This is a genomic window from Sphingopyxis sp. YR583 (genome assembly GCF_900108295.1).
GTDB lineage: Bacteria > Pseudomonadota > Alphaproteobacteria > Sphingomonadales > Sphingomonadaceae > Sphingopyxis.
This window is the reverse complement of sequence record NZ_FNWK01000001.1, coordinates 1677144-1693726: the sequence shown is the minus strand read 5'-3', so window position 1 is coordinate 1693726 and position 16583 is coordinate 1677144. Positions and strand designations below refer to the sequence as shown.

At 62.6% G+C, this 16583-nt stretch carries 27 protein-coding genes and 1 pseudogene; all 28 read left to right on the top strand.

The window, feature by feature from the left end; translation table 11 throughout:
• Window positions 1-30: 30 nt before the first annotated feature.
• The 28 genes and pseudogenes from rpsG (at window position 31) to BLW56_RS07675 (ending at window position 16572) form a co-directional block, all read left to right on the top strand.
• Window positions 31-501 (top strand): 30S ribosomal protein S7, encoded by a 471-nt coding sequence (gene rpsG / locus BLW56_RS07805; protein ID WP_058818022.1) that lies wholly within the window; start codon window positions 31-33, stop codon window positions 499-501.
• Window positions 502-596: 95 nt separating this feature from the next.
• Window positions 597-2690, top strand: coding sequence for an elongation factor G (gene fusA, locus BLW56_RS07800; protein WP_093509985.1), 2094 nt, complete (start codon window positions 597-599; stop codon window positions 2688-2690).
• Between the two features lie 119 nt (window positions 2691-2809).
• A complete protein-coding gene (gene tuf, locus BLW56_RS07795; protein WP_093509984.1) occupies window positions 2810-4003 on the top strand; it encodes an elongation factor Tu in 1194 nt (397 codons plus the stop codon).
• Between the two features lie 147 nt (window positions 4004-4150).
• Window positions 4151-4462 carry a 30S ribosomal protein S10 gene (gene rpsJ / locus BLW56_RS07790; RefSeq protein ID WP_003042199.1) on the top strand — a complete coding sequence of 104 codons (312 nt, stop codon included), beginning with the start codon at window positions 4151-4153 and terminating at the stop codon, window positions 4460-4462.
• 302 nt (window positions 4463-4764) lie between these two features.
• Entirely contained in the window at window positions 4765-5538 is a 774-nt protein-coding gene (gene rplC, locus BLW56_RS07785; protein WP_093510852.1) for a 50S ribosomal protein L3, read from the top strand.
• A 2-nt stretch (window positions 5539-5540) separates the two neighbouring features.
• Window positions 5541-6167 carry a 50S ribosomal protein L4 gene (rplD, locus tag BLW56_RS07780; RefSeq protein WP_093509983.1) on the top strand — a complete coding sequence of 209 codons (627 nt, stop codon included), beginning with the start codon at window positions 5541-5543 and terminating at the stop codon, window positions 6165-6167.
• On the top strand, window positions 6160-6468 hold the full coding sequence (locus tag BLW56_RS07775) for a 50S ribosomal protein L23 (protein WP_093509982.1): 309 nt from the start codon (window positions 6160-6162) through the stop codon (window positions 6466-6468). Before rplD ends, BLW56_RS07775 begins: the two co-directional genes overlap by 8 nt.
• 21 nt (window positions 6469-6489) lie before the next feature.
• Complete coding sequence (gene rplB, locus BLW56_RS07770; protein ID WP_093509981.1) at window positions 6490-7326, top strand: 50S ribosomal protein L2; 837 nt, start codon at window positions 6490-6492, stop codon at window positions 7324-7326.
• Window positions 7327-7329: 3 nt separating this feature from the next.
• The gene (gene rpsS / locus BLW56_RS07765; RefSeq protein ID WP_037556370.1) at window positions 7330-7605 is read left to right on the top strand and encodes a 30S ribosomal protein S19; all 276 of its coding nucleotides are present in this window, start codon (window positions 7330-7332) and stop codon (window positions 7603-7605) included.
• The gene (gene rplV, locus BLW56_RS07760) at window positions 7605-7985 is read left to right on the top strand and encodes a 50S ribosomal protein L22 (protein ID WP_037515650.1); all 381 of its coding nucleotides are present in this window, start codon (window positions 7605-7607) and stop codon (window positions 7983-7985) included. The genes rpsS and rplV overlap by 1 nt, the downstream gene beginning before the upstream one ends.
• A gap of 1 nt (window position 7986) precedes the next feature.
• Window positions 7987-8694: a 30S ribosomal protein S3 gene (gene rpsC / locus BLW56_RS07755; protein WP_037515652.1), complete on the top strand. Its 708-nt coding sequence runs from the start codon at window positions 7987-7989 to the stop codon at window positions 8692-8694.
• Between the two features lie 11 nt (window positions 8695-8705).
• Window positions 8706-9137, top strand: a complete 432-nt coding sequence (rplP, locus tag BLW56_RS07750; protein ID WP_037515653.1) for a 50S ribosomal protein L16 — start codon at window positions 8706-8708, stop codon at window positions 9135-9137.
• 4 nt (window positions 9138-9141) lie between these two features.
• Window positions 9142-9345 (top strand): 50S ribosomal protein L29, encoded by a 204-nt coding sequence (gene rpmC, locus BLW56_RS07745; RefSeq protein ID WP_037515654.1) that lies wholly within the window; start codon window positions 9142-9144, stop codon window positions 9343-9345.
• A gap of 11 nt (window positions 9346-9356) precedes the next feature.
• Window positions 9357-9626, top strand: a complete 270-nt coding sequence (gene rpsQ, locus BLW56_RS07740) for a 30S ribosomal protein S17 (RefSeq protein ID WP_039578283.1) — start codon at window positions 9357-9359, stop codon at window positions 9624-9626.
• Between the two features lie 60 nt (window positions 9627-9686).
• A complete protein-coding gene (gene rplN / locus BLW56_RS07735) occupies window positions 9687-10055 on the top strand; it encodes a 50S ribosomal protein L14 (RefSeq protein WP_011543078.1) in 369 nt (122 codons plus the stop codon).
• A gap of 2 nt (window positions 10056-10057) precedes the next feature.
• On the top strand, window positions 10058-10375 hold the full coding sequence (rplX, locus tag BLW56_RS07730) for a 50S ribosomal protein L24 (RefSeq protein WP_093509980.1): 318 nt from the start codon (window positions 10058-10060) through the stop codon (window positions 10373-10375).
• On the top strand, window positions 10368-10946 hold the full coding sequence (rplE, locus tag BLW56_RS07725) for a 50S ribosomal protein L5 (RefSeq protein ID WP_093509979.1): 579 nt from the start codon (window positions 10368-10370) through the stop codon (window positions 10944-10946). The genes rplX and rplE overlap by 8 nt, the downstream gene beginning before the upstream one ends.
• Before the next feature lie 50 nt (window positions 10947-10996).
• Entirely contained in the window at window positions 10997-11302 is a 306-nt protein-coding gene (gene rpsN / locus BLW56_RS07720; RefSeq protein ID WP_037556379.1) for a 30S ribosomal protein S14, read from the top strand.
• Window positions 11303-11314: 12 nt separating this feature from the next.
• Window positions 11315-11719, top strand: coding sequence for a 30S ribosomal protein S8 (gene rpsH, locus BLW56_RS07715; RefSeq protein WP_093509978.1), 405 nt, complete (start codon window positions 11315-11317; stop codon window positions 11717-11719).
• Entirely contained in the window at window positions 11719-12252 is a 534-nt protein-coding gene (gene rplF, locus BLW56_RS07710) for a 50S ribosomal protein L6 (RefSeq protein WP_093509977.1), read from the top strand. Before rpsH ends, rplF begins: the two co-directional genes overlap by 1 nt.
• Before the next feature lie 3 nt (window positions 12253-12255).
• Entirely contained in the window at window positions 12256-12609 is a 354-nt protein-coding gene (rplR, locus tag BLW56_RS07705) for a 50S ribosomal protein L18 (protein ID WP_093509976.1), read from the top strand.
• 2 nt (window positions 12610-12611) lie between these two features.
• Window positions 12612-13304, top strand: a complete 693-nt coding sequence (gene rpsE / locus BLW56_RS07700) for a 30S ribosomal protein S5 (RefSeq protein WP_093509975.1) — start codon at window positions 12612-12614, stop codon at window positions 13302-13304.
• 4 nt (window positions 13305-13308) lie between these two features.
• Entirely contained in the window at window positions 13309-13494 is a 186-nt protein-coding gene (gene rpmD / locus BLW56_RS07695) for a 50S ribosomal protein L30 (protein WP_058806655.1), read from the top strand.
• A 6-nt stretch (window positions 13495-13500) separates the two neighbouring features.
• Window positions 13501-13548 (top strand): annotated as a pseudogene (locus tag BLW56_RS21060) (DUF1737 domain-containing protein); the annotation flags it as partial.
• Window positions 13549-13577: 29 nt separating this feature from the next.
• On the top strand, window positions 13578-13706 hold the full coding sequence (locus BLW56_RS21055; protein WP_371262232.1) for a hypothetical protein: 129 nt from the start codon (window positions 13578-13580) through the stop codon (window positions 13704-13706).
• Between the two features lie 59 nt (window positions 13707-13765).
• The gene (gene rplO / locus BLW56_RS07685; RefSeq protein WP_093509974.1) at window positions 13766-14290 is read left to right on the top strand and encodes a 50S ribosomal protein L15; all 525 of its coding nucleotides are present in this window, start codon (window positions 13766-13768) and stop codon (window positions 14288-14290) included.
• 206 nt (window positions 14291-14496) lie between these two features.
• Window positions 14497-15870 carry a preprotein translocase subunit SecY gene (gene secY / locus BLW56_RS07680; protein ID WP_093509973.1) on the top strand — a complete coding sequence of 458 codons (1374 nt, stop codon included), beginning with the start codon at window positions 14497-14499 and terminating at the stop codon, window positions 15868-15870.
• Between the two features lie 48 nt (window positions 15871-15918).
• A complete protein-coding gene (locus BLW56_RS07675) occupies window positions 15919-16572 on the top strand; it encodes an adenylate kinase (RefSeq protein ID WP_177175876.1) in 654 nt (217 codons plus the stop codon).
• Window positions 16573-16583: the final 11 nt, after the last annotated feature.

Below are 16583 nucleotides of genomic sequence, written 5' to 3'. Positions count from 1 at the left end.
GCCCGGATGCTGTTGTAAAAGGAATTACCTATGGCTCGTCGTCGTCGTCCTGAACGCCGCGAAATCCTGCCCGATCCCCGTTTCGGTGATACGGTGCTGTCGAAGTTCATGAACAGCGTCATGCTGGACGGGAAGAAGTCCGTCGCCGAAAGCATCGTCTATGGTGCGCTCGAGTCGGTCGAAGCCCGCGCCAAGAAGGAACCGCTCGGCGTGTTCCACGAAGCGCTCGCGAACATCCGTCCGAACATCGAAGTCCGCAGCCGCCGCGTCGGTGGTGCGACCTATCAGGTTCCCGTCGAAGTCCGTCCGGACCGCGCGCAGGCGCTTGCGATTCGCTGGCTGATCACCGCCGCGCGCAACCGCAGCGAAACCACGATGGCCGCGCGTCTGTCGGGCGAATTGCTCGACGCGTCGAACAACCGTGGCAACGCGGTCAAGAAGCGCGAAGATACGCATCGCATGGCCGAAGCGAACCGCGCCTTCAGCCACTACCGCTGGTAAGCGACCGCGGACGCCCCGGCGTCTCGCAATCGTAACAATCGTTCCTATATCGGGGGTGGCTCCAAAGGCCTCCCCCCAAATCCAAGGAAAAGACCATGGCACGCAGCCATCCGCTCGAACGCTATCGCAATTTCGGTATCATGGCGCACATCGACGCCGGCAAGACCACGACGACCGAGCGCATTCTCTATTACACCGGCAAGTCCTACAAGATCGGCGAAGTCCATGACGGCGCCGCGACGATGGACTGGATGGAGCAAGAGCAAGAACGCGGCATCACGATCACGTCGGCTGCCACGACCTGCCTGTGGAAGGCCGAAGAGGGCAATGGCCCCGAGCATCGCCTGAACATCATTGACACCCCCGGCCACGTCGACTTCACGATCGAAGTCGAGCGTTCGCTGCGCGTGCTCGATGGCGCGATCACCGCGTTCGACGGCGTTGCCGGCGTTGAGCCGCAGTCGGAAACCGTGTGGCGTCAGGCGGACAAGTACAAGGTTCCGCGGATGTGCTTCATCAACAAGCTCGACCGCACCGGCGCCGATTTCTATTATTGCGTCCAGACGATCATCGATCGTCTCGGTGCGACCCCGGCCGTGCTCTATCTGCCGATCGGTTCGGAAGGCGGCTTCAAGGGCCTCGTCGACCTCGTCAACGAGCGTGCGATCATCTGGAAGGACGAAAGCCTCGGCGCCGAATTCTTCTATGAAGAAATCCCCGCCGACCTCGCCGACAAGGCAGCCGAATATCGCGAAAAGCTCGTCGAGCTCGCCGTCGAACAGGACGACGATGCGATGGAAGCCTATCTCGAAGGCACCGTCCCCGACGTCGCGACGCTCAAGAAGCTGATCCGCAAGGGCACGCTGGCACAGGCGTTCGTTCCGGTCCTCTGCGGCTCGGCGTTCAAGAACAAGGGTGTCCAGACGCTGCTCGACGCGGTCGTCGACTATCTGCCTTCGCCGCTCGATATTCCTGACGTTCAGGGTATCAACCCCGACACCGACCAGCCCGACTCGCGTGAGACGTCGGACTCGGCCCCGCTGTCGCTGCTCGCGTTCAAGATCATGAACGACCCGTTCGTCGGTTCGCTCACCTTCGCCCGCATCTATTCGGGTACCCTCAACAAGGGCACGTACCTGAACTCGGTGAAGGACAAGAAGGAAAAGGTCGGTCGCATGCTGCTGATGCATGCGAACAGCCGCGAAGACATCGAAGAAGCCTATGCGGGCGACATCGTCGCGCTCGCCGGCCTCAAGGAAACCACGACCGGGGACACGCTCTGCGCCACCAACGCGCCGATCATCCTCGAGCGGATGGAATTCCCCGAGCCGGTCATCGAGCTGTCGGTGGAACCGAAGACAAAGGCCGACCAGGAACGCATGGGCATCGCGCTCAACCGCCTGGCTGCCGAGGATCCCTCGTTCCGCGTGTCGACCGACCATGAATCGGGCCAGACGATCATCAAGGGCATGGGCGAGCTTCACCTCGACATTCTCGTCGATCGCATGAAGCGCGAGTTCAAGGTCGAAGCGAACGTCGGTGCCCCGCAGGTGGCGTACCGCGAATCGCTCGCGAAGGCCGTCGACGTCGACTACACCCACAAGAAGCAATCGGGCGGCTCGGGCCAGTTCGGCCGCGTCAAGGTCAGCGTCGCTCCCGGCGAGCGCGGGGCGGGCATCACCTTCATCGACGAGATCAAGGGCGGTAACATTCCGCGCGAGTATATCCCGTCGGTTGAAAAGGGCATGCGCGAGTCGGCCGAAAACGGTCACATGATCGGCTTCCCGATCATCGACTTCGAAATCAAGCTCACGGACGGCGCGTACCACGACGTCGACTCGTCGGCGCTGGCGTTCGAAATCGCGGGCCGTGCGGCGATGCGCGAAGTGGCGGCGAAGGCCGGCATCAAGCTGCTCGAACCGGTGATGAAGGTCGAAGTCGTTACCCCCGAGGAATTCATGGGTGACGTGATCGGCGATCTCAACAGCCGTCGCGGGCAGATTCAGGGCACCGACAGCCGGGGCATCGCCCAGGTCGTCGAGGCGATCGTTCCGCTGGCGAACATGTTCGGCTACGTCAATCAGCTGCGCAGCTTCAGCCAGGGTCGCGCAAGCTACTCGATGCAATTCTCGCATTATGAAGAAGTGCCGACGAACGTCGCCGAAGAAGTGAAGGCCAAGATGGCCTGATAGGGTCAAAGCCGCGCGGGCTTGCACCGCGCGGCAAGACCCTCTAAGGGCGGCGCCTGATTCAGCAGGCTCGTCCAGGACTGATCAACGCAAACATCGAACAAGAAGGTTGTTACATCATGGCCAAGGCTAAATTTGAGCGGACGAAGCCGCACTGCAACATCGGCACCATCGGTCACGTCGACCATGGCAAGACCTCGCTGACCGCAGCGATCACCAAGGTGCTCGCCGAAAACGTCGCCGGCAACGCCGCCGTCGACTTCGCGAACATCGACAAGGCTCCCGAAGAGCGCGAGCGCGGCATCACCATTTCGACCGCACACGTCGAATATGAAACCGACGGCCGCCACTACGCGCACGTCGACTGCCCGGGTCACGCTGACTATGTGAAGAACATGATCACCGGTGCCGCCCAGATGGACGGCGCGATCCTCGTCGTTTCGGCCGCTGACGGCCCGATGCCCCAGACGAAGGAGCACATCCTGCTCGCGAAGCAGGTCGGCGTTCCGACCATGGTCGTCTTCCTCAACAAGGTCGACCAGCTGGACGATCCCGAACTGCTCGAACTCGTCGAGCTGGAAATCCGCGAAGAACTGTCGAAGCGTGATTTCGACGGCGACAATATTCCGATCATCCCGGGTTCGGCTCTCGCCGCTCTCGAAGGTCGCGACGACAACATCGGCAAGGACGCGATCCTGAAGCTGATGGCTGCCGTCGACGCGTGGATCCCGCAGCCGGAACGTCCGCTCGACAAGCCCTTCCTGATGCCGATCGAAGACGTGTTCTCGATCTCGGGTCGTGGTACGGTTGTCACCGGCCGCGTCGAAACCGGCATCGTCAAGGTTGGTGAAGAAGTCGAAATCGTCGGCATCAAGGACACCAAGAAGACCGTCGTCACCGGCGTCGAAATGTTCCGCAAGCTGCTCGACCAGGGCCAGGCTGGCGACAACATCGGTGCGCTGATCCGCGGCGTCGGCCGTGAAGAAGTCGAGCGTGGCCAGGTTCTGGCGAAGCCCGGCTCGATCACGCCGCACACCGAGTTCACCTCGGAAGTGTACGTCCTGTCGAAGGACGAAGGCGGCCGTCACACGCCGTTCTTCGCGAACTATCGTCCGCAGTTCTACTTCCGCACCACGGACGTCACCGGTGAGGTCATCCTCCCCGAGGGCACCGAAATGGTCATGCCGGGCGACAACGTCCAGCTGTCGGTCAAGCTGATCGCCCCGATCGCCATGGACCCGGGTCTCCGCTTCGCAATTCGCGAAGGTGGCCGCACGGTCGGCGCAGGGGTTGTCGCGACGATCACAAAGTAATATAGGGCCGCGAGCCGCGCGATTCGGACCGATTCGCGCGGCTCGTAGCTTAAAGAATTTTGATGGCCGAACCGGCTTCCTGATGGGGGCCGGTGCAGGCCATTTCGGCTCTTTCGCATCGTTAGACGGGATTCGACTGGAACAGTCATGGAAACGCAGAATATTCGCATTCGCCTGAAGGCCTTTGATCACCGCGTGCTCGATCAGGCCACCACCGACATTGCCGACACGGCACGTCGCACGGGCGCTCTCATTCGCGGTCCGATCCCGCTTCCGACGCGCATTGAAAAATTCACCGTGAACCGCGGCCCGCATGTCGACAAGAAGTCGCGCGAGCAGTTCGAGGTGCGTACCCACAAGCGGCTGCTCGACATCGTGCAGCCCACCCCGCAGACGGTCGACGCGCTGATGAAGCTCGACCTCGCCGCGGGCGTGAACGTTGAGATCAAGTTGGCCTAAAGCCAACGCAGCCCCGGCGAAAGCCGGGGTCTCTATCGGCAGGACACTTCGGTGACTGCATTGTCCGGAGCGATCCGGACCGACGATAGGGTGGATACCGCCGGTCGCTTTCTTCGGAAGGCATTTACGACCGGGCTGCGTCCCCCGTCTCGCCGCTGGTCTCTCGGGACAGCGGCACCTCAGCCCGGACGGGGCGATGCATCGAAATTTTGGGCTGGGAGGGTTCTCGTCGGGGTTTGCCTTGATGAGGTCCCACACGCCGTGCGGAATGGTCCGCCCGGCCTCTGTTGAGGAGTATGATCATGCGTACTGGCGTGATCGCGAAGAAAATGGGGATGACCCGCCTGTTTCAGGACGACGGCCGCCACGTGCCCGTCACCGTCCTGAGCCTCGAAGGCTGCCAGGTCGTTTCTGTGCGCGATAAAGAACGTGACGGCTATGTGGCCGTTCAGCTCGGTGCTGGCTCGGCCAAGGCGAAGAACGTCGCCAAGCCGCAGCGCGGTGCCTATGGCAAGGCCGAAGTCGAGCCCAAGGCGAAGCTCGTCGAATTCCGCGTCGCTGACGATGCGACGCTCGACGTCGGCGCCGAACTGTCGGCCGATCACTTCGTCGCCGGTCAGATCGTCGACATTCAGGGTGTGACCCAGGGTAAGGGCTTTGCCGGTGCGATGAAGCGCTGGGGTTTCGGCGGTATGCGCGCGACCCACGGTGTTTCGATCAGCCACCGTGCGCATGGTTCGACCGGTAACCGCCAGGATCCGGGCCGCGTCTTCAAGAACAAGAAGATGGCCGGCCACATGGGCGCGCGCAACCGCACCCAGCAGAATCTCGAAATCGTCCGCACCGACGTCGAGCGCGGCCTTCTCTTCGTCAAGGGCTCGGTCCCTGGCTCGAAGGGTGGCTGGTTGCTCGTTCGCGATGCGGTGAAGCTGCCGCGTCACCCCGAGGCCCCCTATCCGGCGGGCGTCAAGAGCGCGGCCAACAGCAACGAAGCCCCGGTTGACGCACCGGTCGAAACGCCGGTTGAAGAAACCGTCGTCGACACCGCGGCCACCGACGGCGCACAGGAGTCCTGATCATGAAGGTCAAGGTTCAGACCCTCGACGGCAAGGCCGGCACCGACATCGATCTCAACGACGATGTGTTCGGCGTCGACGCCCGCGCCGACATCCTGCATCGCGTCGTTGCATGGCAGCTCGAAAAGCGCCGTGGTCCGGCTCGTGCCGCCCGCGAACGCAGCGATGTGTCGCGCACCGGCAAGAAGTTCGGTCGCCAGAAGGGCGGCGGTACCGCACGTCACGGCGATCGCAAGGCGCCGATCTTCATCGGTGGTGGCAAGGCGCACGGTCCCCGTGCCCGCACTTTCGGCCACTCGCTGAACAAGAAGATCCGCACCCTCGGCCTGAAGATGGCTTTGAGCGACAAGGCGAAGGGCGGCAAGCTCGTCGTCATCGACACGCTCGAGCTCAAGGACGCGAAGACCAAGGCGCTCGCCGGCAAGCTCGGCAAGCTCGAACTCGGCAATCGCGCCCTCTTCATCGACGGTGATGCGGTGCACGAAAGCTTCGCAATGGCTTCGGCCAACCTCATCGGTGTCGACGCGCTGCCCGCTATCGGTGCCAATGTCTATGACATCATCCGTGCCGACACGCTGGTCCTGACCCGCGCGGCGGTCGAAAAGCTGGAGGCCCGCTGCAATGGCTAAGGCAAAAACCATCGACGCGCGTCACTATGACGTGATCCTCGCTCCGGTGATCACCGAAAAGTCGACGCTGCTCAGCGAAAATGACGCGGTGGTGTTCAAGGTCGCAAACGACGCGACCAAGCCCGCCATCAAGGCCGCCGTCGAGGCGCTGTTCGATGTCAAGGTCGTGAGCGTCAACACGCTCGTGACCAAGGGCAAGACCAAGCGCTGGAAGGGCAAGCCCTACACCCGCAGCGACGTGAAGAAGGCGATCGTTCGCTTGGCCGCAGGCCAGTCGATCGACGTCACGACCGGCGTCTGATTGTAGGAAGAGGCAGAGAAAATGGCACTTAAATCCTATAATCCGACCAGTCCCGCGCAGCGCGGCCTGATCCTCGTCGACAAGTCGTCGCTGTGGAAGGGCAAGCCCGTCAAGGCGCTGACCGAAGGCAAGCGCAAGACCGGTGGCCGCAACAACAAGGGTCATGTGACCTCGCGCGGTATCGCTGGCGGCCACAAGCAGAAGTACCGCTTCATCGACTTCAAGCGTCGCAAGTGGGACATGCCGGCTACCGTCGAGCGTCTGGAATATGACCCGAACCGCACGGCGTTCATCGCACTCGTCAAATATGAAGACGGTGAGCAGACCTACATCCTCGCGCCGCAGCGTCTGGCCGTTGGCGACACCGTCGTCGCTGGCAAGAAGACCGACGTGAAGCCGGGCAATGCGATGGAACTGTCGCAGATGCCCGTCGGCACGATCGTCCACAATATCGAGATGAAGCCGGGCAAGGGCGGCCAGATCGCCCGCTCGGCTGGCACTTATGCACAGGTCGTCGGTCGTGACCGCGGTCTCGTCATCGTGCGTCTCGGTTCGGGCGAGCAGCGTTACATTCGCGGCGAGTGCATGGGCACGGTCGGTGCGGTGTCGAACCCCGACAACCAGAACACCAACCTTGGCAAGGCCGGTCGCAACCGCTGGCTCGGCAAGCGTCCGCTCACCCGCGGCGTTGCGAAGAACCCGGTCGATCACCCGCACGGCGGTGGTGAAGGCCGCACCTCGGGTGGCCGTCATCCGGTTACCCCGTGGGGCAAGCCGACCAAGGGTGCTCGTACCCGTAACAACAAGTCGACCGACAAGATGATCATCCGGTCGCGTCACGCGAAGAAGAAGAGGTAAGCCATGGCTCGCTCGGTCTGGAAGGGTCCGTTCGTCGACCTTCATCTCCTCAAGAAAGCCGAAACGGCCCAGGACGGCGGCAGCTCTGCCCCGATCAAGACCTGGTCGCGCCGGTCCACCATCCTGCCGCAGTTCGTCGGGCTGACCTTCAACGTCTACAACGGCCGCAAGTTCGTGCCGGTGTCGGTGAACGAAGACATGGTCGGCATGAAGCTGGGTGAATTTGCGCCGACGCGCTTCTTCCCCGGCCACGCGGCCGACAAGAAGGGCAAACGCTAATGGGCAAGGAAAAGTCCCCCCGCCGCGTTGCGGATAACGAGGCGCTCTCGGTCGGCACGCAGATCCGCGGTTCGGCTCAGAAGCTGAACCTCGTTGCCGCGCTGATCCGCGGCCGCAAGGTCGAAGACGCGATGAACATCCTCACCTTCTCGAAGAAGGCGATGGCTGTGGACGTGCGCAAGGTTCTCGCCAGCGCCGTCGCCAACGCGGAAAACAACCACAACCTCGACGTTGATGCGCTCGTCATCAAGGAAGCGAGCGTGGGCAAGTCGATCTCGATGAAGCGTTGGCACGCACGTGGCCGCGGCAAGTCGACCCGGATCGTCAAGCCGTTCAGCCGCATCCGCATTGTCGTGCGCGAACAGGAAGAAGAGGCGTAAGATGGGCCAGAAGAGCAATCCGATCGGCCTGCGCCTGCAGGTCAACCGCACCTGGGACAGCCGCTGGTTCGCCGAAGGCCAGGACTATGGCCGCATGCTGGTCGAGGATCTGAAGATCCGCCAGTATGTGTTCAAGAACCTGCCGCAAGCCGCGATCTCGAAGGTCGTGATCGAACGTCCGGCCAAGCTGTGCCGCGTTTCGATCTATGCCGCCCGTCCGGGCGTCATCATCGGCAAGAAGGGCGCGGACATCGAAAAGCTGCGCAAGAAGCTCGGTGAACTGACGGGCAGCGACGTGTCGCTGAACATCGTCGAAATCCGCAAGCCCGAAGTCGATGCCAAGCTCGTCGGTCAGGGCATTGCCGATCAGCTCGAGCGCCGCGTCGCGTTCCGTCGCGCCATGAAGCGTGCGGTTCAGTCGGCGATGCGTTTGGGCGCCGAAGGCATCCGCATCAACTGCGCCGGCCGTCTCGGCGGCGCGGAAATCGCACGTACTGAATGGTACCGCGAAGGCCGGGTGCCGCTTCACACGCTGCGCGCCAATGTCGACTACGCCGAATCGACCGCCCACACTGCCTATGGCGTGTGCGGGATCAAGGTGTGGATCTTCAAGGGCGAGATTCTCGGCCACGATCCGATGGCAACCGACCGTCTGATGCTCGACGCACAGACGACCGGTGTCCGTCCGGCTCGTGAAGATCGCCGCTAAGGACTGCTGATATGCTGCAACCGAAAAAAACCAAGTTCCGCAAGGCTTTCAAGGGCCGCATCCATGGCAATGCCAAGGGCGGAACCAGCCTGAACTTCGGCTCCTACGGGCTGAAGGCGATGGAACCCGAGCGCATCACCGCGCGCCAGATCGAAGCGGCTCGCCGTGCGATCAGCCGTGCGATCAAGCGTCAGGGCCGTTTGTGGATCCGCATTTTCCCCGACGTCCCCGTGTCGTCGAAGCCTGCCGAAGTCCGTATGGGTAAGGGCAAGGGTTCGCCGGAATTCTGGGCCGCGCGCGTGAAGCCGGGTCGCATCCTGTTCGAACTCGACGGCGTTCCGGGCCCCGTGGCCGCGCTGGCGTTCGAACGCGCCGCGATGAAGCTGCCGATCAAGACGAAGGTGATCGCCCGTCTCGGCGACACCTCGCATCTGGAGGGTTAAGGACATGGCCAAGACCGAAGATTTCAAGGCCAAGACCGACGACCAGCTCGCCGAACAGCTTGGCGAACTGAAGCGCGAGGCGTTCAACCTCCGCTTCCAGGCGGCGACCGGCCAGCTTGAAAAAGCATCGCGCGTCAAGGAAGTGCGGCGCTCCATCGCCCGCATCAAGACGCAGCAGACCGAGCGCACGCGCTCGGCCGCGAAGTAAGGAGACTATCGATGCCGAAGCGCATTCTGACCGGTACGGTGGTGTCCGACAAGGGCGACAAGACCGTCGTTGTGAAGGTCGAACGGAAGGTGAAGCACCCTCTGTACGGCAAGATCATCCGCCGCTCGAAAAAGTATCACGCCCACGATGAGGACAACGCCATCAAGGCTGGCGAAACCGTCCGCATCGAGGAAACGAAGCCGATTTCGAAGCTGAAGACGTGGAAGGTGCTCGACAAGGTCGACACCCACAGCAAGCCCAAAACGGCCGCTGACGCCTGAGCTGATTTTCACGGAACCGCCGGGGCATCCCGGTAGGCCAAAAAAGAAGGAAATGCATCGATGATCCAGATGCAGTCACAATTGGAAGTCGCTGACAACAGCGGTGCCAAGCGCGTCCAGTGCATCAAGGTGCTCGGCGGGTCGAAGCGCCGTACTGCCGGCGTGGGCGACGTTATCGTCGTGTCGATCAAGGAAGCACAGCCGCGCGGCAAGGTGAAGAAGGGTGACGTGCATCGCGCCGTCATCGTTCGCACTGCCAAGGACGTGCGCCGCGCCGATGGCTCGGTCATCCGTTTCGACAGCAACGCCGCCGTGCTCGTCAACAAGAACGAAGAGCCCATCGGCACCCGTATCTTCGGCCCCGTCGTCCGCGAACTGCGCGGCCGTGGCTATATGAAGATCATCAGCCTGGCGCCGGAGGTCCTCTAACCATGGCGAACAAGATCAAGAAGGGCGACACGGTTGTCATCCTGTCCGGCAAGGACAAGGGCAAGACCGGTGAAGTGACGCAGAGCCTGCCGAAAGACGGCAAGGTCGTCGTCGCGGGCGTCAACATCATCACGCGCCACCGCAAGCCGAGCCAGACCAACCCGCAAGGTGGCCTGGAGCGCAAGGAAGCGCCGCTGTACGCGAGCAAGGTCGCGGTTGCCGATCCCAAGACCGGCAAGCCGACGCGCGTTCGTTTCGAAACCAAGGACGGCAAGAAGGTCCGCGTGGCCGTGAAGTCCGGGGAGACGCTCAATGGCTGACAATTACACCCCGCGCATGCGCAAGCGCTATGACGATGTGATCGTCAAGGCGATGACCGAGAAGTTCGGTTACAAGAATGCGATGGAAGTGCCGAAGATCGAAAAGATCACGCTCAACATGGGCGTCGGCGAAGCCACGCAGGACAAGAAGAAGGTCGAAGCGGCCGCTGCCGAGATGGAACTCATCGCCGGCCAGAAGCCCGTCGTGACCAAGGCGAAGAAGTCGATCGCACAGTTCAAGCTGCGCGAAGGCATGCCGATCGGCTGCAAGGTTACCCTGCGCCGCGAACGCATGTACGAATTCCTTGACCGCCTGATCACGATCGCAATGCCGCGCATCCGCGACTTCCGCGGCGTGTCGGCGACCAGCTTCGACGGCCGTGGCAACTATGCCATGGGCCTGAAAGAGCAGATCATCTTCCCCGAGATCAACTATGACCGCATTGACCAGGTGCGCGGCATGGATGTGATCGTCACCACCACCGCTCGCACGGATGAAGAAGCCCGCGAACTGCTCAAGCTGTTCGGCTTCCCCTTCCCGATCGTTGCGCAGGAAAAGGAAGCCGCCTGATCCCCTCGGGATCTGGCAGGCTCTTTCAAGAAGGAAAGAGAACTTAAGTCATGGCGAAACTGAGTTCGGTAAACAAGAACGAGCGTCGCAAGCAGCTGGTGAAGAAATACGCCGGCCGTTACGCGAAGCTGAAGGCGATTGCGGCTGACACGTCGCTCGACGATGGCGAGCGTCTGATCGCGCGCCTCAAGATGGCGGAAATCCCGCGCAATGGTAACCCGACCCGCATCCGTAACCGGTGCGAGCTGACCGGGCGCCCGCGCGCTTATTATCGCAAATTCCGGCTGTGCCGTATCCAGCTCCGCGATCTGGCCAACAAGGGCCTGATCCCCGGTGTTGTGAAGTCGAGCTGGTAAGGGACTGACAAGATGGCAATGACCGATCCCCTGGGTGATATGCTCACCCGCATCCGCAACGGCCAGACGGCGAAGAAGGACAGCGTCCTGACGCCGGCCTCGACGCTGCGCGTCCGCGTTCTCGATGTTCTCCAGCGCGAAGGCTATATCCGCGGCTACAGCGAAGAAGCGCTGGGTGCCAAGGGCCAGCACAAGGGCATCCGCATCGAACTGAAATATTTCGAAGGGCAGCCGGCGATCCGCCATGTGGCGCGCGTTTCGAAGCCTGGCCGTCGCGTCTATTCGGGTTCGAAAGAACTTCCGATCATCCGCAACGGCCTGGGTATCACCATCGTGTCGACCCCGCGCGGCGTTCTCTCGGACGCCGAAGCACGCGAATATAATGTCGGCGGCGAAGTGCTGGCGGAGGTGTTCTGATGTCGCGCATTGGTAAAAAGGCAGTGGCGATCCCCGGCGGTGTCACCGCCGCGATCGACGGCGGCCAGCTGTCGGTAAAGGGTCCGAAGGGCACGCTCGCGATGCCGCTGTCCGACCTCATCAACTATGAAGTCGGCGAAGGCAGCATCTCGGTGCAGCCTGCGAACAGCACCCGCGAAGCACGCGCCTTCTGGGGCATGCAGCGCACGCTGGTCCAGAACCTGATCACCGGTGTGACCGAAGGTTTCACCAAGGTTCTCGAAATCACCGGCGTCGGCTATCGTGCCAACTCGCAGGGCAAGACCTTGAAGCTGCAGCTCGGCTACAGCCACGATGTCGATTTCGCGGTGCCGGAAGGCATCGAGATCAAGACGCCGGACAACACGACGATCGAGATCACCGGTATCGACAAGCAGAAGGTCGGCCAGGTCGCGGCGGAAATCCGCCGTTGGCGTAAGCCCGAACCCTATAAGGGCAAGGGCATCAAATATCGCGGCGAGTACATCTTCCGCAAAGAAGGCAAGAAGAAGTAAGCCATGGCACATCTTACCCCTTTCGAGAAACGCCGTCAGCGCGTTCGTACCGCCCTCCGTCAGCGCGCCGCTGGCCGTGCCCGCCTGTCGGTGCACCGTTCGGGTCGCCACATCTACGCTCAGCTCATCGATGACGCTGCCGGGCAGACGCTCGCTTCGGCTTCGACGCTCGACAAGGATGTCCGCGGCAAGACCGGCGCGACCACGGCTGCTGCCGCCGATGTCGGCAAGCGCCTCGCCGCTGCCGCTAAGAAGGCTGGCGTGACGCAGGTCGTGTTCGACCGTGGCGGCTTCCTGTTCCACGGGCGCATCAAGGCGCTGGCCGACGCGGCTCGCGAAGGCGGATTGGAGTTCTGATTATGGCTGACGAAGTACAGAACGTCGAAGGCGCTGTCGAAGCGACCGAAAACACCGGCGCTCCCCGCCGTGGCCGTGGCGGCCGCGACGGTGGCCGTGGTGGTCGTGAAGGTGGCCGCGGCCGCCGCGACGACCGTCGCCCGCGCGACGAAGAAGGTGGCGAAGAGCTGATCGAAAAGCTCGTTCACATCAACCGCGTTTCGAAGACCGTGAAGGGCGGTAAGCGCTTCGGTTTCGCTGCGCTCGTCGTCGTCGGCGATGGCAAGGGCCGCGCCGGTTTCGGCCATGGCAAGGCGCGCGAAGTGCCCGAAGCCATTTCGAAGGCGACCGCTGCTGCCAAGAAGGCAATGATCCGCGTTCCGCTGCGCGACGGCCGCACGCTGCACCATGATGGTCGCGGTGTGTTCGGCGCCGGCAATGTGACGCTGCGTTCGGCACCCGCCGGTACGGGCATCATCGCCGGTGGCCCGATGCGCGCCGTGTTCGAATCGCTGGGCGTTGCCGACGTGGTGACCAAGTCGGTCGGCACCTCGAACCCCTACAACATGATCCGCGCAACCTTCGAGGCGCTCGGTGAACAGACCAGCCCGAAGTCGGTCGCGCAGCGTCGCGGCAAGAAGGTTTCGGACCTGATCAAGCGTGGCGGTGCGTCCGACCGCGCAGCCGAGGCCGAAGCCGCGGCGGTGACGGAGTAAGACGATGGCTGACAAGAAGATCAAGATCCGCCAGATCGGCTCGCCGATCCGTCGTCCCAAGGGCCAGCGCGCCATCCTGACCGGCCTCGGCCTGGGCAAGATGAACCGCGAGGTCGAACTGGTCGACACCCCGGAAGTGCGCGGCATGATCCGCAAGCTTCCGCACATGGTGGAAGTCGTCGAGGGCTAAACGGCGGTGAAGCTCTACCGCCTGTTGACCGGTCCCGACGACGCGGCCTTTTGCGCCCGCGTCGAAGGACTGCTCAACCGGGGGTGGAGCTCCACGGCAGCCCCTCGATCACCAATGTCGATGGCCGCGGCTATGTCGCCCAGGCCATCGTGATGGAAAAGGCCGGGGCTTACCCCGGCTTTCAGCCATCGAGTGAAATCGAACCGGACTAAGCCGAAAATACAAATCGGCTTCGGTCCATAGCGCGAACACAGCGAAAGCGAGTGCAACCATGACTATCAAGCTTAACGAACTTCGTGACAACAATGGCGCCCGCAAGGGCCGTATGCGCGTCGGACGCGGCATCGGCTCGGGCAAGGGCAAGACCGCCGGCCGCGGCCAGAAGGGCCAGAAGGCTCGCAGCGGCGTCGCGATCAACGGCTTCGAGGGCGGCCAGATGCCGCTCCACATGCGTATCCCGAAGCGCGGCTTCAACAACATCTTCGGCAAGGACTTCGCGATCGTGAATCTGGGCATGATCCAGAAGCTCGTCGATGAGAAGAAGCTCGATGCCAAAGCTGTCATCGATCATGCCGCGCTCAAGGCTGCCGGCGTTGCACGCGGCGGCAAGGATGGCGTCCGCCTCCTCGCCAAGGGTGAACTTACCGCGAAGCTGAACTTTGCCGTTGCCGGCGCGTCGAAGGGCGCGATCGAGGCGGTCGAAAAGGCCGGCGGCAAGGTCGAACTTCCCGAAGTCAAGGAAGCGGCACCCGAAGGCAAGAAGGCTCAGCGCCGCGCCAAAGCCAAGGCGGAATAATCAAGCGAAGGGGCGGTTCCAGATACGGGCCGCCCCTTTGTTGTTTGACGATCTGTTATTTCCCGTTCGATGCGAACGGATGGCGCAGCCGCTATCGACGAGCTGCGTTGCAAAATAGGCCTTTCCCCTTGCGCTTCGTCACCGCCGAACGCACATAGGCGCCGGGTCGCGGGGGGCGCGGTCCGGAATATCCGAGGAAAACACCCATGGCCTCTCGCGCCGATCAGCTTGCATCCAACCTCAATTTTTCGAAGTTCGGTCAGGCGACCGAACTCAAGAACCGTATCTGGTTCACGATTGGCGCGCTGATCGTCTTTCGTTTCCTGTCGTTCGTGCCGCTGCCGGGGGTCGATCCCGTTGCGCTGGCGTCGCTCTACAGCCAGGCCGCGTCGGGCGGCGTTCTCGATATCTTCAACACTTTCTCGGGCGGCAGCCTGGAGCGCATGAGCATCATTGCGCTCGGCGTCATGCCCTATATTACGGCGTCGATCGTCGTGCAGCTCGCTGCGGCGCTGTCGCCCAGCCTCGCCGCGCTCAAGAAAGAGGGCGAAAGCGGGCGCAAGAAGCTCAACCAGTACACGCGTTACGGCACCGTCGCGCTGACCGCGATCCAGGGCTATTTTATCGCCGTCGGGCTTGAATCGCTTGGCGCGACGCAGGGAATCGCCGCGGTCGTCGATCCCGGCATGATGTTCCGCATCGGCGCCGTCATCTCGATCGTCGGCGGTACGCTCTTCCTCATGTGGCTCGGCGAACAGATCACCAGTCGCGGGATCGGTAACGGCGTCTCGCTGATCATCATGGCGGGCATTCTGGCCCAGCTGCCGCGCAGCTTCGCACAGATGTTCACGCAGGTTCGCGAAGGTTCGATGGGCGGCGGCACGATCCTCGCCGTGCTCGGCGGCGCGATCGTCGTGATCGCCTTCATCAGCTTCATGGAGCGCGCGCAGCGCCGCGTCCTCGTCCAATATCCCAAGCGCGCGACGCAGCGTGGCGTGATGCAGGCCGACCGCAGCCATTTGCCGCTGAAGGTCAACACCGCGGGCGTGATCCCGCCGATCTTCGCCTCGTCGCTGCTATTGATGCCGCTGACCGTCACCCAGATGATGGGCCAGAATGTTCAGGGCGACACCGCCACCGGAGATTTTCTGATCACGCTCAATCAGTATCTCGCGCACGGCCAGCCGCTTTATATGGCGCTCTATGCCGCGGGCATCGTCTTCTTCTGCTTCTTCTACGTCGCGGTCGTCTTCAATCCCGAAGAAACCGCCGACAATCTGAAGCGGCAGAACGGTTTCATTCCCGGCATCCGCCCGGGGAAGAATACCGCCGCCTATCTCGATTTCGTGCTGACGCGCATCACCGTGCTCGGCGCGGCCTATCTGGCGGCGATCTGTCTGATCCCCGAATATTTCATCGCGGGGTCGGGTTTGCCGTTCCAGCTCGGCGGCACCAGCCTCCTCATCATCGTGAACGTCACGATCGACACGATCAGCCAGATCCAGAGTCACATGCTCGCGCATCAATATGGCGACCTCATCAAGAAGGCTAAATTGAAAGGCGGCGTTGCGCGGCGCTAAGGCGCTCGCTACGGCAACTGCGACACGGCAGAGGCAACAGGGGCTTCCATGACGCTGAATATCATTTTGCTGGGTCCGCCGGGAGCGGGCAAGGGAACGCAGGCGGTGCGCCTGGAAGAGGAGCATGGCATGGTCCAGCTCTCGACCGGCGACATGCTGCGCGCGGCGGTCAAGGCGGGAACGCCGATCGGCGTGCAGGCGAAAGCGGTGATGGACGCGGGCGAGCTCGTTTCGGACGAGATCGTCTCGGGCCTGATCGGCGAACGGCTCGACCAGCTTGGCAGCGACGTTTCGGTAATTTTCGACGGCTATCCGCGCACCGCTGCGCAGGCCGAAGCGCTCGACGGGATCCTGTCGGCGCGCGGACGCAAGCTCGACCATGTGATCGAGCTGCAGGTCGAGGAAGACGCGCTCGTCGACCGCATCACCGGCCGCTTCAGCTGCGCCAAATGCGGCGCGGGCTATCACGACCGCTACAAGCTCCCCAAGGTGGACAATGTTTGCGACGTTTGCGGTAGCGATGAATTCAAGCGCCGCCCCGATGACAATGAGGAAACGGTGCGCACGCGCATGGCCGAATATCGCGCCAAGACCGCGCCGATTCTGCCGATCTACGAAGCTCGCGGCATCGTGACGCATGTCGACGGCATGGCGCCGATCGACGAGGTCAACGACGCGATCGAAACGATCCTCGCGGGCTGAGGCTAGTCAGT

Excerpts from the sequence above, each read along its gene's own strand:
- rpsG (WP_058818022.1), top strand. The coding sequence starts at position 31 with ATGGCTCGTCGTCGTCGTCCTGAACGCCGCGAAATCCTGCCCGATCCC.
- fusA (WP_093509985.1), top strand. The coding sequence starts at position 597 with ATGGCACGCAGCCATCCGCTCGAACGCTATCGCAATTTCGGTATCATG.
- tuf (WP_093509984.1), top strand. The coding sequence starts at position 2,810 with ATGGCCAAGGCTAAATTTGAGCGGACGAAGCCGCACTGCAACATCGGC.
- rpsJ (WP_003042199.1), top strand. The coding sequence starts at position 4,151 with ATGGAAACGCAGAATATTCGCATTCGCCTGAAGGCCTTTGATCACCGC.
- rplC (WP_093510852.1), top strand. The coding sequence starts at position 4,765 with ATGCGTACTGGCGTGATCGCGAAGAAAATGGGGATGACCCGCCTGTTT.
- rplD (WP_093509983.1), top strand. The coding sequence starts at position 5,541 with ATGAAGGTCAAGGTTCAGACCCTCGACGGCAAGGCCGGCACCGACATC.
- BLW56_RS07775 (WP_093509982.1), top strand. The coding sequence starts at position 6,160 with ATGGCTAAGGCAAAAACCATCGACGCGCGTCACTATGACGTGATCCTC.
- rplB (WP_093509981.1), top strand. The coding sequence starts at position 6,490 with ATGGCACTTAAATCCTATAATCCGACCAGTCCCGCGCAGCGCGGCCTG.
- rpsS (WP_037556370.1), top strand. The coding sequence starts at position 7,330 with ATGGCTCGCTCGGTCTGGAAGGGTCCGTTCGTCGACCTTCATCTCCTC.
- rplV (WP_037515650.1), top strand. The coding sequence starts at position 7,605 with ATGGGCAAGGAAAAGTCCCCCCGCCGCGTTGCGGATAACGAGGCGCTC.
- rpsC (WP_037515652.1), top strand. The coding sequence starts at position 7,987 with ATGGGCCAGAAGAGCAATCCGATCGGCCTGCGCCTGCAGGTCAACCGC.
- rplP (WP_037515653.1), top strand. The coding sequence starts at position 8,706 with ATGCTGCAACCGAAAAAAACCAAGTTCCGCAAGGCTTTCAAGGGCCGC.
- rpmC (WP_037515654.1), top strand. The coding sequence starts at position 9,142 with ATGGCCAAGACCGAAGATTTCAAGGCCAAGACCGACGACCAGCTCGCC.
- rpsQ (WP_039578283.1), top strand. The coding sequence starts at position 9,357 with ATGCCGAAGCGCATTCTGACCGGTACGGTGGTGTCCGACAAGGGCGAC.
- rplN (WP_011543078.1), top strand. The coding sequence starts at position 9,687 with ATGATCCAGATGCAGTCACAATTGGAAGTCGCTGACAACAGCGGTGCC.
- rplX (WP_093509980.1), top strand. The coding sequence starts at position 10,058 with ATGGCGAACAAGATCAAGAAGGGCGACACGGTTGTCATCCTGTCCGGC.
- rplE (WP_093509979.1), top strand. The coding sequence starts at position 10,368 with ATGGCTGACAATTACACCCCGCGCATGCGCAAGCGCTATGACGATGTG.
- rpsN (WP_037556379.1), top strand. The coding sequence starts at position 10,997 with ATGGCGAAACTGAGTTCGGTAAACAAGAACGAGCGTCGCAAGCAGCTG.
- rpsH (WP_093509978.1), top strand. The coding sequence starts at position 11,315 with ATGGCAATGACCGATCCCCTGGGTGATATGCTCACCCGCATCCGCAAC.
- rplF (WP_093509977.1), top strand. The coding sequence starts at position 11,719 with ATGTCGCGCATTGGTAAAAAGGCAGTGGCGATCCCCGGCGGTGTCACC.
- rplR (WP_093509976.1), top strand. The coding sequence starts at position 12,256 with ATGGCACATCTTACCCCTTTCGAGAAACGCCGTCAGCGCGTTCGTACC.
- rpsE (WP_093509975.1), top strand. The coding sequence starts at position 12,612 with ATGGCTGACGAAGTACAGAACGTCGAAGGCGCTGTCGAAGCGACCGAA.
- rpmD (WP_058806655.1), top strand. The coding sequence starts at position 13,309 with ATGGCTGACAAGAAGATCAAGATCCGCCAGATCGGCTCGCCGATCCGT.
- rplO (WP_093509974.1), top strand. The coding sequence starts at position 13,766 with ATGACTATCAAGCTTAACGAACTTCGTGACAACAATGGCGCCCGCAAG.
- secY (WP_093509973.1), top strand. The coding sequence starts at position 14,497 with ATGGCCTCTCGCGCCGATCAGCTTGCATCCAACCTCAATTTTTCGAAG.
- BLW56_RS07675 (WP_177175876.1), top strand. The coding sequence starts at position 15,919 with ATGACGCTGAATATCATTTTGCTGGGTCCGCCGGGAGCGGGCAAGGGA.